The 15,515-nt window shown below is 68.1% G+C and carries 10 protein-coding genes and 1 tRNA gene; 10 read left to right on the top strand and 1 reads right to left on the bottom strand.

Annotation, left to right across the window (positions count from 1 at the left end; genetic code table 11):
* Nucleotides 1–124: 124 nt before the first annotated feature.
* Entirely contained in the window at nt 125–1,372 is a 1,248-nt protein-coding gene (locus ACEZDE_RS11175; RefSeq protein WP_380535077.1) for a pyridoxal phosphate-dependent aminotransferase, read from the bottom strand.
* Between the two features lie 218 nt (nt 1,373–1,590).
* On the opposite strand from ACEZDE_RS11175, the gene ACEZDE_RS11170 reads away from it, so the two are divergent.
* From ACEZDE_RS11170 to ACEZDE_RS11125, 10 genes are all read left to right on the top strand, one after another.
* A tRNA-Trp gene (locus ACEZDE_RS11170) sits at nt 1,591–1,663 on the top strand.
* A gap of 107 nt (nt 1,664–1,770) precedes the next feature.
* Complete coding sequence (gene secE, locus ACEZDE_RS11165) at nt 1,771–2,103, top strand: preprotein translocase subunit SecE (protein WP_380535074.1); 333 nt, start codon at nt 1,771–1,773, stop codon at nt 2,101–2,103.
* A gap of 206 nt (nt 2,104–2,309) precedes the next feature.
* Entirely contained in the window at nt 2,310–3,260 is a 951-nt protein-coding gene (gene nusG, locus ACEZDE_RS11160) for a transcription termination/antitermination protein NusG (RefSeq protein ID WP_380535073.1), read from the top strand.
* Nucleotides 3,261–3,483: 223 nt separating this feature from the next.
* Nucleotides 3,484–3,918 (top strand): 50S ribosomal protein L11, encoded by a 435-nt coding sequence (gene rplK, locus ACEZDE_RS11155; protein WP_380535071.1) that lies wholly within the window; start codon nt 3,484–3,486, stop codon nt 3,916–3,918.
* Between the two features lie 89 nt (nt 3,919–4,007).
* Nucleotides 4,008–4,730: a 50S ribosomal protein L1 gene (gene rplA / locus ACEZDE_RS11150; protein WP_380535069.1), complete on the top strand. Its 723-nt coding sequence runs from the start codon at nt 4,008–4,010 to the stop codon at nt 4,728–4,730.
* Nucleotides 4,731–4,837: 107 nt separating this feature from the next.
* Nucleotides 4,838–5,698 carry a hypothetical protein gene (locus ACEZDE_RS11145; protein ID WP_380535066.1) on the top strand — a complete coding sequence of 287 codons (861 nt, stop codon included), beginning with the start codon at nt 4,838–4,840 and terminating at the stop codon, nt 5,696–5,698.
* A 386-nt stretch (nt 5,699–6,084) separates the two neighbouring features.
* Nucleotides 6,085–6,648 (top strand): 50S ribosomal protein L10, encoded by a 564-nt coding sequence (rplJ, locus tag ACEZDE_RS11140; protein WP_380535064.1) that lies wholly within the window; start codon nt 6,085–6,087, stop codon nt 6,646–6,648.
* A gap of 88 nt (nt 6,649–6,736) precedes the next feature.
* Nucleotides 6,737–7,120, top strand: coding sequence for a 50S ribosomal protein L7/L12 (gene rplL / locus ACEZDE_RS11135; RefSeq protein ID WP_380535062.1), 384 nt, complete (start codon nt 6,737–6,739; stop codon nt 7,118–7,120).
* 793 nt (nt 7,121–7,913) lie between these two features.
* Nucleotides 7,914–11,387 (top strand): DNA-directed RNA polymerase subunit beta, encoded by a 3,474-nt coding sequence (rpoB, locus tag ACEZDE_RS11130; protein ID WP_380535060.1) that lies wholly within the window; start codon nt 7,914–7,916, stop codon nt 11,385–11,387.
* A gap of 102 nt (nt 11,388–11,489) precedes the next feature.
* Nucleotides 11,490–15,389: a DNA-directed RNA polymerase subunit beta' gene (locus ACEZDE_RS11125; protein WP_380535058.1), complete on the top strand. Its 3,900-nt coding sequence runs from the start codon at nt 11,490–11,492 to the stop codon at nt 15,387–15,389.
* The last annotated feature ends 126 nt before the right edge of the window (nt 15,390–15,515 follow it).

Below are 15,515 nucleotides of genomic sequence, written 5' to 3'. Positions count from 1 at the left end.
GTCAAGTCGCTCGATCGGGTGACGCGCAGCTCGCCTCAGCAGACGGGAAGGGCCCGCCGCTCCCGGTGCGAACCGGGAAGCGACGGGCCCTGAACCGACCAGCCGGCAGCAGCCGACAGCCGGGTCAGTCCTGTGCCTCGCCGAGCAGCTTCTGCAGCCGGGACACGCCCTCGACCAGGTCCTCGTCGCCCAGCGCGTAGGAGAGCCGGAGGTATCCCGGGGTCCCGAAGGCCTCGCCCGGCACCACCGCGACCTCGACCTCGTCCAGGATCAGCGAGGCCAGCTCCGCGGACGTGCTCGGGCGCTGCCCGCGCAGCTCCTTGCCCAGCACGCCCTTGACCGAGGGGTAGGCGTAGAACGCGCCCTCCGGCTCGGGGCAGACCACGCCGGGGATCTCGTTCAGCATCCGCACGATGGTCTTCCGACGCCGGTCGAACGCGACCCGCATCTCGTCCACCGCGGTCAGGTCGCCCGACACCGCGGCCAGCGCCGCGACCTGGGCGACATTGCTGACGTTGGAGGTCGCGTGCGACTGCAGGTTGGTCGCCGCCTTGATCACGTCCTGCGGGCCGATCACCCAGCCCACCCGCCAGCCGGTCATCGCGTAGGTCTTGGCGACGCCGTTGACCACGATGCACTTGCCGGCCAGCTCCGGCACGGCCACCGGCAGCGACACGAACTCCGCGTCCCCGTACACCAGGTGCTCGTAGATCTCGTCGGTGAGCACCCACAGCCCGTGCTCCGCCGCCCAGCGGCCCACCGCCTCGACCTCGGCCCGGCTGTAGACCGCGCCGGTCGGGTTGGACGGCGACACGAACAGCAGCACCTTGGTGTTCTCGGTGCGGGCCGCCTCCAACTGCTCCACCGACACCTTGTAGCCCGTGGTCTCGTCCGCCACGACCACCACCGGGACCCCGCCGGAGAGTTGGATCGACTCCGGGTAGGTGGTCCAGTACGGCGCGGGCACGATGACCTCGTCGCCCGGGTCCAGGATCGCCGCGAAGGCCTCGTAGATGGCCTGCTTGCCGCCGTTGGTCACCAGGACCTGGGAGGCCTCGACCGCCCAGCCCGAGTCCCGCAGCGTCTTCGCGGCGATGGCCGCCTTCAGCTCGGGCAGACCGCCCGCGGGGGTGTAGCGGTGGTTCTTCGGGTCGCGGCAGGCGGCGACCGCCGCTTCCACGATGTAGCCGGGCGTCGGGAAGTCGGGCTCGCCGGCGCCGAAGCCGATCACCGGGCGCCCGGCCGCCTTGAGGGCCTTGGCCTTGGCGTCCACGGCGAGGGTGGCGGACTCCGCGATCGCGCCGATGCGGGCCGAGACCCGACGGTCGGCCGGACGGGTGCTGGGGTCTGGGTGGGGAGTGGCAGCGCTCATGCCTGCATGGTCCCAGAAGCCGTGCCGACCGGGCATCGGTGTTTCACCAGTCGACCCGCCACCGTCCGGACCTGCGCCACTCATTCGACCAATCAGGCATCCACCCCCTACACTCAAGCCTCGACGGACCCGGCCGACAGCTCGGGGCGGCAGGCACACCGTGCAGCCGCCCGGATGCGGTAGGTTGGGGCAGGCGAATCCGGCTGGTCCGGATTCAAAGGGTCGTAGCTCAATTGGTAGAGCACCGGTCTCCAAAACCGGCGGTTGGGGGTTCAAGTCCCTCCGGCCCTGCTGTCCGCTCTGTTGCCGAAGGGCAACAGGCGGTACTCTCAGCACTGCGTTTACGAGCTCGCAACATTGCGAACCTCGACAGATACCCGATTTCAGGTGAGGGACGAGTGACGGAGACCGTGGGCTCCACCGCGACACCTGATCGTGGTAGCGCGGAGGACGAACAGGGCGAGGCCCTGTCGCGTCGGGACCGCAAGCGAGCCAACAAGGCCGCTGGCAAGGACGGCAAGAAGAAGCGCGGCGACCGCCCGAACATCTTCGCCCGTACTGCCCTTTTCTACCGCCAGATCATCGCCGAGCTTCGCAAGGTCGTCTGGCCCAGCCGGAACGACCTGACCACGTACACGACGGTCGTCATCGTCTTCGTCGTGGTGATCATGGCGCTGGTCTACGGTCTCGACACCGGCTTCGTGCAGCTGTCCAAGCTGGTCTTCGGCTGACGCCGGAGAGCCCTCTCGGTAGCGACTCCGCGCCGACCGCTGTACCCGACCCCTGCCCGACCCGCGTGGGACAGCACTGTCCGGGCGCTCCGCTACCGTTGTATCGGTATCGTTGAGACTCCGAGCCGTCCGCAGCCAAGCCCTGCTTCTCCCTGTGGACGGTACGGAACCGTCCCACCTTTCATCTCCAGGAAGAAGCAGCCAACGTGTCTGAGTCCCACCTGTACGACGCCGCGCAGGCCCCCGAGGCTGACGAGGCCGTCGAGTCGGCCGACGCTGCGGAGCAGGACGCGTGGGCCGAGGCCGACGACTCCGCCGACCAGATCGTCGACAACGCCGACGGTGACGAGGACGAGGTCGAGGCTGCCGACGCCGTCGCCGAAGGCTCCGCCGACGAAGGCTCCGCCGACGAAGGCTCCGCCGACGAAGGCTCCGCCGACGAGTCGGACGCGGCCCCGGCCCACGACGAGGCCGCCGAGCCGACCGACGAGGCCACCGCCGAGGACGCCGACGCAGAGGCCACCGAAGCCGAGGACGCCGAGGACGAGGTCGACCCGATCGTCGCGTTCCGCGAGGAGCTGCGCCTCGCGGCCGGCGAGTGGTACGTCATCCACACCTACGCCGGCTACGAGAACCGGGTGAAGTCCAACCTGGAGCAGCGCGCCGTGTCGCTGAACGTCGAGGACTACATCTACCAGGCCGAGGTGCCGCAGGAAGAGGTCGTCCAGATCAAGAACGGCGACCGCAAGACCATCCGGCAGAACAAGCTCCCCGGCTACGTGCTGGTGCGGATGGACCTGACCAACGAGTCCTGGGGCGTGGTCCGGAACACCCCCGGGGTGACCGGCTTCGTCGGCAACGCCTACGACCCGTACCCGCTGACGCTGGACGAGGTCGTCAAGATGCTCGCTCCGGACGTCGAGCGTGCCGCGGCCAAGGAGGCCGGCCGGCCCTCGCAGGTCCGCCCCGCCGACATCCAGGTGCTCGACTTCGAGGTCGGCGACTCGGTCACGGTCACCGACGGCCCGTTCGCCACGCTGCAGGCGACGATCAACGAGATCAACCCGGACTCCAAGAAGGTCAAGGGCCTGGTCGAGATCTTCGGCCGGGAGACCCCGGTCGAGCTCTCCTTCGACCAGATCGCCAAGAACGACTGACCGCAGGACACCCCGCAGGGGCCCCGCACCCGCAAGGGCGCGGGGCCCCTGCGCGTGCGCCTCAGGGCGTGATTTAGGATCGCCGCCCCTTTCGGGCTATCCTGGCTCGATGTGTGCGTGGAGCCAGGCCATCCGGTCGGCGAGCCACACAGAAATCCCAGGCCCCGCCGCCGCGCTTCAGCGTGCCGGTCGGGAACCCCTCTCGTAAGGACCCGGAGAGAGCATGCCTCCCAAGAAGAAGAAGGTCACGGGGCTTATCAAGCTCCAGATCAACGCCGGCGCGGCCAACCCCGCGCCGCCCGTGGGCCCCGCGCTGGGCCAGCACGGCGTCAACATCATGGAGTTCTGCAAGGCCTACAACGCCGCGACCGAGTCGCAGCGCGGCATGGTCGTGCCGGTGGAGATCACGGTCTACGAAGACCGCACCTTCACCTTCATCACCAAGACTCCGCCGGCCGCTCGCCTGATCCTCAAGGCCGCGGGCGTGGAGAAGGGCTCCGGCGAGCCGCACAAGACCAAGGTCGCCAAGATCACGGCTGCCCAGGTCCGCGAGATCGCCACGACCAAGCTGCCCGACCTGAACGCCAACTCCCTGGAGCAGGCGGACAAGATCATCGCGGGCACCGCCCGTTCGATGGGCATCACCGTCGAGGGCTGAGCACCAGCTCGGCACCCGTACGGAAGTGGTAGGACCGAGCGCGGTCCGCAGCCACCACAACTCCACGTCTTTTATCCACAGGAGCAGCAGTGAAGCGCAGCAAGGCTCTGAACGCCGCGGCGGAGAAGATCGACCGCGACCGTCTGTACGCCCCCCTCGAGGCGATCCGCCTCGCCAAGGAGACCTCCACCTCCAAGTTCGACGGCACCGTCGAGGTCGCCATGCGCCTGGGTGTCGACCCGCGCAAGGCCGACCAGATGGTCCGCAGCACCGTCAACCTCCCGCACGGCACCGGCAAGACTGCCCGGGTCCTGGTCTTCGCGACCGGTGACCGTGCCGCGGCTGCACTCGCTGCGGGCGCCGACATCGTCGGCGCCGACGAGCTCATCGACGAGGTCGCCAAGGGCCGCCTGGACTTCGACGCCGTCGTGTCCACCCCGGACCTGATGGGCAAGGTCGGTCGTCTGGGCCGCGTGCTCGGCCCCCGCGGCCTGATGCCGAACCCGAAGACCGGCACCGTGACCCCGGACGTGGCCAAGGCCGTGACCGAGATCAAGGGCGGCAAGATCGAGTTCCGCGTCGACAAGCACTCGAACCTGCACCTGATCATCGGCAAGGTGTCCTTCGACACCGAGAAGCTGGTCGAGAACTACGCCGCCGCCCTGGACGAGGTGCTCCGCGCCAAGCCGTCCGCCTCCAAGGGCCGGTACATCAAGAAGATCGCGCTCAGCACCACGATCGGCCCTGGCATCCAGGTCGACCCGAGCCGCACCCGAAACCTCCTCGTCGAGGAGGACCCGGCGTCGGTCTGATCCCCCAGGATCAGCACGCAGTCGCGTTCTCGACGGGCCCGTCCGCGTGTCCGACCCCCGGTGTAGCGTGGGCGAGCGATCTCATACGAACCACAGGGGGGTTCCACATGCGCAGTACCCGTGCACTCTGTCTGGCCGCCGCCGCGGTCCTCGGCGCGGCGGCGCTGACGTCCTGCTCCGCGGCCTCGAAAGCAGCCGACACGGCGACCGGCGCGGCCAAGGACACCGCGGTTTCGGTCGCCGACGCGATGTCGCTGACGACCAAGCAGACGGCCAGCTACACCTCGATGAAGATGAAGATGACCGAGATCGTGCCGAAGGTCGGCACGATCACGGCGTCCGGCGAGATGTCGCGCAATCCGCTGGCGATGCAGATGACCATGTCCAATCCCCAGCTGTCGCAGGAGCTGGACGCCGGCTCGATCCAGATGATGATGAGCGGCTCGACGATGTACATGAACCTGGGCGACGCAGGAGCCAAGCAGCTCGGCGGCAAGCACTGGATGAAGATGGACTTCGCCGACCTCGGGGCGAGCGGCAAGGCCCTCTCCGACGCGATGGACAAGAGCAACGGCCAGGACCCGTCGGACGCGGTCAAGCTGCTGACCTCCTCCGGCGACGTCAAGAAGGTCGGCCAGGAGACCGTGGACGGGGTGCGGACCACCCACTACACCGGCACGGTCGACATGAAGGGCCTGGCCGCGCAGCTCGGCAAGGACGACAGCAGCTTCAAGACCATCGTCGACCAGGCCGGCCAGCTCGGGATGAGCACCGAGAAGGTGGACCTGTGGATCGACTCGCGCAACCTGCCGGTCAAGGTGCACGAGACCGCCGCCACCAGCCAGGGCACGGTCGACATCACGGTCGACTACTCGGACTTCGGCAACACCCCGGTGAAGGTCACCCCGCCCCCGGCGAGCGACACCCTGGACTTCGCCAGCATGCTCAAGGGCGCCAAGACCAGCTGACCGACCGCGCGCCGAACAACCGCGCCGACCGCGCCGACGGACCGTCACGCCGGCCGGGCCCGGTGGGCGATTTGCCCGCCGGGCCCGGTGTCGCGTAGCTTGGTGACTGCCAAAGACCGCTGGTTGTTGCCGCGTGCCTCGGAAGAGGCGGGCGTGGCGACCGAAGGATCCGCGAAGGATGCGGACGACCCGCGCAGGATGGATGAGGAAGACCGCGCTCCGCGTGCGTGCCGCAAGGCCCGCCACACGTCGAGCATGGACCAGCCCCGTGCGCCTGCGCCGGGGCTGTCGTGTTTCTCCGAGCACTTTCTTCCGGCGGGACGGGGCGTAGCAGGTCGACTCGACGGTCGGCCACGCATCGACATCACGGAAGGAGGCGTAAGCCTATGGCAAGGCCCGACAAGGCTGCCGACGTCGCGGCGCTGACGGACCAGTTCCGCGGCTCCAACGCGGCCGTGCTGACCGAGTACCGCGGTCTGACCGTGGCGCAGCTGAAGACGCTGCGTCGCTCGCTCGGCAACAACGCCAATTACGCCGTGGTGAAGAACACGCTGACCAAGATCGCGGCCAACGAGGCCGGGATCTCTGAGCTCGACGACCTGTTCGCGGGTCCGACGGCTGTCGCCTTCATCGCCGGTGACCCGGTGGAGTCGGCGAAGGCTCTGCGTGACTTCGCCAAGGACAACCCCGCACTGATCATCAAGGGCGGTGTCCTTGACGGTAAGGCGCTGTCCGCCGATGACATCAAGAAGCTCGCGGACCTCGAGTCCCGCGAGGTGCTGCTCGCCAAGCTGGCGGGTGGCCTGAAGGCGTCGATGGCCAAGGCCGCCGCCACCTTCCAGGCCCCCCTCACGGAGTTCGTCCGCACCGCGGAGGCGCTCCGGGCCAAGGTCGAGCAGGGCGGTGCCGGTACGCCGGCTCCCGCCGTCGAGGACGAGGTGGCGGAGTAGCCTCCGCCCCCCTCCTGCCTCGCAGCGGGCCCGTACGCCCGCCTATCCGTACATCCGGCACCCGCCGAAATAGTGGAAGGACGCCATCATGGCGAAGCTGTCCCAGGACGAGCTGCTCGAGCAGTTCGCGACCCTGACCCTCATCGAGCTGTCCGAGTTCGTCAAGGCGTTCGAGGAGAAGTTCGACGTCAAGGCTGCCGCCCCGGTCGCCGTCGCCGCCGGTGGTGGCGCTGCCGCCGTCGAGGACGCCGCTGAGGAGCAGGACGAGTTCGACGTCGTCCTCACCGCCGCCGGTGACAAGAAGATCCAGGTCATCAAGGAGGTGCGCGCCCTCACCTCGCTCGGCCTGAAGGAGGCCAAGGACCTCGTTGACGGCGTGCCCGCCAACGTCCTGGAGAAGGTTGCCAAGGACGCGGCCGAGAAGGCCAAGGCTGCGCTCGAGGCCGCTGGCGCCTCCGTCACCGTCAAGTAGTCTCCACTACCTGGCAGCTGACACCAGCTCGGGCCGGGGCGGCCACCCTCAGGGGGGGCCGCCCCGGCTTTTTGCTTTTCCGTCAGTTCCTGCGGGGCGTCGCAGTCCGGTATGTTTTATGCCGATTCACCCCTTCTGTCGCCGGGGTGCTCCCCATGGGGCGCGCGGGCGAGTATGGTGATCGTCGTCGCTGCGGGTACGACCTGTCCGCGGCGGGAACCGCGTAGCGGTCGCCGAGCGGCCTGCCCCACCAGGGCAGTCGCCCGGCCCGACCGCCGGCTCGCGGAGGGCTGGAACTCGGCCGGACATCGGCCGGACACCGGTCCGCCGGTGGCTCTTTTGCAGGCCCGCCCTTGACGAACCGCACGCGGCGCGCAATTCTCAGGACGAGGGATTCCGGACCGGCTTCCGCAGAATCTGCGGACGGCAGGCATGGAACCCGGGTGTGGTGGGGAATACACACCCAGTAGGCAGTGACCGCCCCAGGGGGCGCCCTCGGAGAGGGTGATCCCGCGAGGTAGGGAGTTCGACGATTCGGTCTCCGAATCCGGACTGGACAGCAGTGTGCCGTCTGGCTACACTGTCCCTTTGCGCTGCCTTTTAGCTGCTCCGTGACTCGACCCCCGGTGACAGCACTGCCCCGACCAGGGGTGGCACCCCGTTTGCGCACTGGCCCCGACCAGGAGATTCCGTCTTCTGGCTCAGCGGCTCGTGTGGAAGCGCGGATGCTACCCGTGCGACGGGTGGGCCCGGTACGCGCGTAGTGAGTCCGAGCCCTCGGAAGGACCCCCTCTTGGCCGCCTCGCGCAACGCCTCGAACAACTCCGCATCCACCGCACCGCTCCGTATTTCCTTCGCGAAGATTCGTGAGCCCCTCGAGGTTCCCAACCTCCTCGCCCTGCAGACCGAGAGCTTCGACTGGCTCCTCGGCAACCAGGCGTGGAAGGACAGGGTCGAGGCGTCGCTCGCAGAAGGACACGACGTCCCGCAGAAGTCAGGTCTGGAGGAGATCTTCGAGGAGATCTCCCCGATCGAGGACTTCTCCGGTTCGATGTCGCTGACCTTCCGCGACCACCGCTTCGAGCCCCCCAAGAACTCGATCGACGAGTGCAAGGACCGCGACTTCACCTTCGCGGCCCCGCTCTTCGTCACCGCCGAGTTCACCAACAACGAGACCGGCGAGATCAAGTCGCAGACGGTCTTCATGGGCGACTTCCCGCTCATGACCCACAAGGGCACCTTCGTGATCAACGGCACCGAGCGTGTCGTCGTATCGCAGCTGGTCCGCTCCCCGGGCGTCTACTTCGACACCACCCTGGACAAGACGTCCGACAAGGACATCTACTCCGCCAAGGTCATCCCCTCCCGCGGGGCCTGGCTGGAGCTGGAGATCGACAAGCGCGACATGGTCGGTGTCCGCATCGACCGCAAGCGCAAGCAGTCGGTCACCGTGCTGCTGAAGGCCCTCGGCTGGACCTCCGAGCAGATCCTGGAGGAGTTCGGCCAGTACGAGTCGATGCGCGCCACCCTGGAGAAGGACCACACCCAGGGTCAGGACGACGCACTGCTCGACATCTACCGCAAGCTGCGTCCGGGCGAGCCGCCCACCCGCGAGGCGGCGCAGACGCTTCTGGAGAACCTCTACTTCAACCCGAAGCGCTACGACCTGGCCAAGGTCGGCCGGTACAAGATCAACAAGAAGCTCGGCGTGGAGCAGCCCCTCGACGGCGGCGTGCTCACCACCGACGACATCCTTGCCACGATCAAGTACCTGGTCCAGCTGCACGCCGGTGAGACCGAGACGGTGGCGCCCAACGGCAACACCATCGTGGTCGAGGACGACGACATCGACCACTTCGGCAACCGTCGCCTCCGCAACGTCGGCGAGCTGATCCAGAACCAGGTGCGCACCGGCCTGGCCCGGATGGAGCGCGTGGTCCGGGAGCGGATGACGACCCAGGACGTCGAGGCGATCACGCCGCAGACCCTGATCAACATCCGGCCGGTCGTCGCCTCCATCAAGGAGTTCTTCGGCACCAGCCAGCTGTCCCAGTTCATGGACCAGACGAACCCGCTGTCGGGGCTGACCCACAAGCGTCGTCTGTCCGCGCTGGGCCCCGGCGGTCTGTCCCGTGAGCGGGCCGGCTTCGAGGTCCGTGACGTGCACCCGTCCCACTACGGCCGGATGTGCCCGATCGAGACCCCGGAAGGCCCGAACATCGGCCTGATCGGCTCGCTCGCCTCCTACGGCCGGGTCAACGCCTTCGGCTTCGTGGAGACCCCGTACCGCAAGGTCGTCGAGGGCATCGTCACCGACGACCTCGACTACCTCACCGCGGACGAGGAGGACCGGTTCGTCATCGCCCAGGCCAACGCGCCGCTGACCGATGACAACCACTTCGCCGAGGGCCGCGTCCTGGTCCGTCGCCGGGGCGGGGAGATCGACTACATCCCCGGCATCGAGATCGACTACATGGACGTCTCGCCGCGCCAGATGGTGTCCGTCGCCACCGCGATGATCCCGTTCCTGGAGCACGACGACGCCAACCGCGCGCTCATGGGCTCCAACATGATGCGCCAGGCCGTCCCGCTGCTGAAGAGCGAGTCGCCGCTGGTCGGCACCGGCATGGAGTACCGCGCCGCGGTCGACGCCGCCGATGTCATCGCCGCCGAGAAGTCCGGCGTGGTCCAGGAGGTCTCCGCCGACTACGTCACGGTGGCCAACGACGACGGCACCTACACCACGTACCGCGTGGCCAAGTTCACCCGCTCCAACCAGGGCACGGCCTTCAACCAGAAGGTCATCGTGGACGAGGGCGCGCGGATCGAGGTGGGCCAGGTGCTCGCCGACGGTCCCTGCACCGACCAGGGCGAGATGGCGCTCGGCAAGAACCTGCTGGTCGCGTTCATGCCGTGGGAGGGCCACAACTACGAGGACGCGATCATCCTGTCGCAGCGCCTCGTGCAGGACGACGTCCTCTCCTCGATCCACATCGAGGAGCACGAGGTCGACGCCCGTGACACCAAGCTCGGCCCGGAGGAGATCACCCGGGACATCCCGAACGTCTCCGAGGAGGTCCTCGCGGACCTGGACGAGCGCGGGATCATCCGGATCGGCGCCGATGTCACCACCGGTGACATCCTGGTCGGCAAGGTCACGCCCAAGGGCGAGACCGAGCTGACCCCGGAGGAGCGCCTGCTGCGCGCCATCTTCGGCGAGAAGGCCCGTGAGGTCCGCGACACCTCGCTGAAGGTGCCGCACGGCGAGCAGGGCAAGGTCATCGGCGTCCGCGTCTTCGACCGCGAGGAGGGCGACGAGCTGCCGCCCGGCGTCAACCAGCTGGTCCGGGTCTACGTGGCCCAGAAGCGCAAGATCACCAACGGTGACAAGCTGGCCGGCCGGCACGGCAACAAGGGCGTCATCTCCAAGATCCTCCCGGTCGAGGACATGCCCTTCCTCGAGGACGGCACCCCGGTCGACATCGTGCTCAACCCGCTCGGCGTCCCGTCCCGGATGAACCCGGGACAGGTACTGGAGACCCACCTCGGCTGGCTGGCCAAGACCGGCTGGGACGTCTCCGGGCTCTCCGAGGAGTGGGCCCGCCGGCTGCAGAAGATCGGCGCCGACAAGGCGACCGGTGGCACCAACCTCGCCACCCCGGTCTTCGACGGCGCCCGCGAGGACGAGATCACCGGTCTGCTGGACCACACCACCCTCACCCGGGACGGCGACCGCCTGGTCGGCTCCTCGGGCAAGGCGCGGATGTTCGACGGCCGCTCCGGCGAGCCGTTCCCGATGCCGGTCTCGGTCGGCTACATGTACATCCTCAAGCTGCACCACCTGGTCGACGACAAGCTGCACGCCCGTTCGACCGGTCCGTACTCGATGATCACCCAGCAGCCGCTGGGTGGTAAGGCGCAGTTCGGTGGTCAGCGCTTCGGTGAGATGGAGGTGTGGGCGCTCGAGGCATACGGAGCCGCCTATGCCCTCCAGGAACTCCTCACCATCAAGTCCGACGACGTGCTCGGCCGCGTGAAGGTCTACGAGGCCATCGTCAAGGGCGAGAACATCCCCGAGCCCGGCATCCCCGAGTCCTTCAAGGTGCTCATCAAGGAGATGCAGTCGCTCTGCCTGAACGTGGAGGTGCTGTCGTCCGACGGCATGTCCATTGAGATGCGCGACTCCGACGAGGACGTGTTCCGCGCCGCCGAGGAGCTCGGTATCGACCTGTCCCGGCGAGAGCCGAGCAGCGTCGAAGAGGTCTGACGGAGGTTCGGGTCGGCGCTGCGAACCAGCGCCGGCCCGTCACCCCCAGGACCCCCTCAGACCAGCGTTAAACTTCGACCCCGAAGGTGGGACTGACGACCCGTGCTCGACGTCAACTTCTTCGATGAGCTGCGAATCGGCCTTGCGACCGCTGACGACATCCGTCAGTGGTCCCACGGCGAGGTTAAGAAGCCCGAGACCATCAACTACCGCACCCTCAAGCCCGAGAAGGACGGACTCTTCTGCGAGAAGATCTTCGGCCCCACCCGGGACTGGGAGTGCTACTGCGGTAAGTACAAGCGTGTCCGCTTCAAGGGCATCATCTGCGAGCGCTGCGGCGTCGAGGTCACTCGCGCCAAGGTGCGCCGTGAGCGGATGGGCCACATCGAGCTGGCCGCCCCTGTCACGCACATCTGGTACTTCAAGGGCGTGCCGTCACGCCTCGGCTACCTCCTGGACCTTGCCCCCAAGGACCTCGAGAAGGTCATCTACTTCGCCGCCTACATGATCACGTGGGTCGACGACGAGCGCCGCACCCGTGACCTGTCGTCGCTGGACGCCCAGGTGTCCGTCGAGCGCCAGCAGATCGAGCAGCGCCGCGACGCCGACCTGGAGACCCGCGCCAAGAAGCTCGAGGGCGACCTCGCCGAGCTGGAGGCCGAGGGCGCCAAGGCCGACGTGCGCCGCAAGGTGCGCGAAGGCGCCGAGCGCGAGATGAAGCAGCTCCGCGACCGGGCCCAGCGCGAGCTGGACCGCCTGGACGAGGTGTGGGCCCGCTTCAAGACCCTCAAGGTCCAGGACCTGGAGGGCGACGAGCTGCTCTACCGCGAGCTGCGCGACCGCTTCGGCACCTACTTCTCCGGTTCGATGGGTGCCGCGGCGCTGCAGAAGCGCCTGGAGACCTTCGACCTGGAGGAGGAGGCCGAGCGCCTCCGCGAGATCATCAAGACCGGCAAGGGCCAGAAGAAGACCCGTGCGCTCAAGCGCCTCAAGGTCGTCTCCGCGTTCCTGCAGACCACCAACAAGCCCTCGGGCATGGTGCTGGACTGCGTCCCGGTGATCCCGCCGGACCTTCGCCCGATGGTGCAGCTGGACGGTGGCCGCTTCGCGACCTCCGACCTGAACGACCTGTACCGCCGCGTGATCAACCGCAACAACCGCCTGAAGCGGCTGCTGGACCTCGGCGCGCCCGAGATCATCGTGAACAACGAGAAGCGCATGCTTCAGGAGGCCGTGGACGCGCTGTTCGACAACGGCCGCCGCGGTCGCCCGGTCACCGGTCCGGGCAACCGGCCGCTGAAGTCCCTGAGCGACATGCTCAAGGGCAAGCAGGGTCGTTTCCGTCAGAACCTGCTCGGCAAGCGCGTCGACTACTCGGCCCGTTCGGTCATCGTCGTCGGCCCGCAGCTCAAGCTGCACCAGTGCGGTCTGCCGAAGGCCATGGCGCTGGAGCTCTTCAAGCCGTTCGTGATGAAGCGCCTGGTGGACCTGAACCACGCGCAGAACATCAAGTCGGCCAAGCGCATGGTCGAGCGCGCCCGCCCGGTGGTCTGGGACGTCCTCGAAGAGGTCATCGCCGAGCACCCGGTGCTGCTGAACCGTGCGCCCACGCTGCACCGCCTCGGCATCCAGGCCTTCGAGCCGCAGCTGGTCGAGGGCAAGGCCATCCAGATCCACCCGCTCGTCTGCACCGCGTTCAACGCGGACTTCGACGGCGACCAGATGGCCGTGCACCTTCCGCTGTCCGCGGAGGCGCAGGCCGAGGCCCGCATCCTGATGCTGTCCTCCAACAACATCCTGAAGCCGGCCGACGGTCGCCCCGTCACCATGCCGACCCAGGACATGGTGCTGGGTCTGTTCTTCCTGACCTCGACCCGCGACCCGGAGACCCTCCGCGGCGTGGGCCGGGCGTTCGGCTCGACGCCGGAGGCCGTGATGGCCTTCGACGCCAAGACCCTGGACCTGCAGGCCGAGATCGACCTCCGGCTGCCGCTGGGCACCGTCCCGCCGCGCGGCTGGACCGCCCCGGTCGACGAGGACGGCAAGCCGACCTGGACCGAGGGGGAGCAGCTCCGGCTGCGCACCACCCTGGGCCGCGCGCTCTTCAACGAGCTGCTGCCCGAGGACTACCCCTTCGTCGAGGACGAGATCAACAAGAAGCAGCTCTCGGCGATCGTCAACGACCTCGCCGAGCGCTACCCCAAGGTCGTCGTCGCGGCGACCCTGGACAACCTCAAGGCGGCCGGTTTCCACTGGGCCACCCGTTCCGGTGTCACCGTCTCCATCTCGGACGTCGTGGTCCCGCCGAACAAGCCCCAGATCCTCGAGGGCTACGAGGCGCAGGCCGAGAAGGTCCAGAAGCAGTACGAGCGCGGCCTGATCACCAAGGACGAGCGCCAGCAGGAGCTGGTCGGCATCTGGACCAAGGCCACCGCCGAGGTCGCCGAGGCGATGAACGCGAACTTCCCGAAGACCAACCCCATCTTCATGATGGTGGACTCCGGGGCTCGCGGAAACATGATGCAGATGCGTCAGATCGCCGGTATGCGTGGTCTGGTGTCCAACGCGAAGAACGAGACCATCGCGCGACCCATCAAGGCGTCGTTCCGTGAGGGCCTCTCCGTGCTGGAGTACTTCATCTCCACCCACGGCGCCCGTAAGGGCCTCGCGGACACCGCCCTGCGTACCGCCGACTCCGGCTACCTCACCCGTCGTCTGGTCGACGTCTCCCAGGACGTCATCATTCGCGAGGAGGACTGCGGCACCGAGCGCGGCCTCAAGCTGCCGATCGCGGACCGCGGCGAGGACGGCGTGCTGCGCAAGCGGGACGACGTCGAGACCAGCGTCTACGCCCGTGCGCTGGCCGAGGAGATCGTCGTCGACGGGCAGGTGCTGGCCCCGGTCAACACCGACCTCGGCGACGTCCTGATCGACGAGCTGATCCGGCTCGGCATCACCGAGATCAAGACCCGCTCGATCCTGACCTGCGAGTCCGCCGTCGGCACCTGCGCCATGTGCTACGGCCGCTCGCTGGCCACCGGCAAGCTGGTCGACATCGGTGAGGCGGTCGGCATCATCGCCGCCCAGTCCATCGGTGAGCCCGGCACCCAGCTGACCATGCGCACCTTCCACACCGGTGGTGTGGCCGGTGACGACATCACCCAGGGTCTGCCGCGTGTGGTCGAGCTGTTCGAGGCCCGCAACCCGCGTGGTGTGGCCCCGATCAGCGAGGCCGAGGGCCGGGTCCGGATCGAGGACACCGAGAAGACCCGCAAGCTCGTGGTCACCCCCGACGACGGCAGCGAGGAGATCGCCTACCCGATCTCCAAGCGCATCAAGCTGCGGGTGTCCGAGGGCGAGCACGTGGAGGTCGGCCAGCAGCTCACGGCCGGTACCGTCAACCCCCACGACGTGCTGCGGATCCTGGGCCAGCGCCAGGTGCAGATCCACCTGGTCGCCGAGGTCCAGAAGGTCTACAACTCGCAGGGTGTGTCGATCCACGACAAGCACATCGAGATCATCATCCGGCAGATGCTGCGCCGGGTCACGATCATCGAGTCCGGCGACGCCGAGCTGCTGCCCGGCGAGCTGGTCGAGCGCGGCCGCTTCGAGACCGAGAACCGTCGTGTGGTGTCCGAGAGCGGCCAGCCCGCCTCCGGCCGTCCGCAGCTGATGGGTATCACCAAGGCCTCGCTGGCGACCGAGTCCTGGCTGTCGGCCGCCTCCTTCCAGGAGACGACCCGGGTGCTCACCGACGCGGCGATCCACGCCAAGTCGGACCCGCTGCTGGGCCTCAAGGAGAACGTCATCCTCGGCAAGCTCATCCCGGCCGGTACGGGTCTGCCCCGCTACCGCAACATCCGGGTCGAGCCCACCGAGGAGGCGAAGGCCGCGATGTACTCGGCCGTCGGCTACGACGACATCGACTACTCGCCCTTCGGCTCCGGCTCGGGCCAGGCAGTTCCGCTGGACGACTACGACTACGGCCCCTACACGGGCTGACGCCGTAGCCAGAACGCACCGCAGGGCGGTCACCCCGGTTCAGCCGGAGTGGCCGCCCTGCGGCGTTCTGCCCGGGGTACGTGCCCAGCACGGCGAGGGCCGGGCCTGGAGCCGCCGAAGCCGTCC

It is taken from the genome of Streptacidiphilus cavernicola, assembly GCF_042510955.1.
Taxonomy (GTDB): domain Bacteria; phylum Actinomycetota; class Actinomycetes; order Streptomycetales; family Streptomycetaceae; genus Streptacidiphilus; species Streptacidiphilus cavernicola.
Note: the sequence above shows the minus strand (reverse complement) of the source record. Positions and strands in the feature narration are given on the sequence as shown.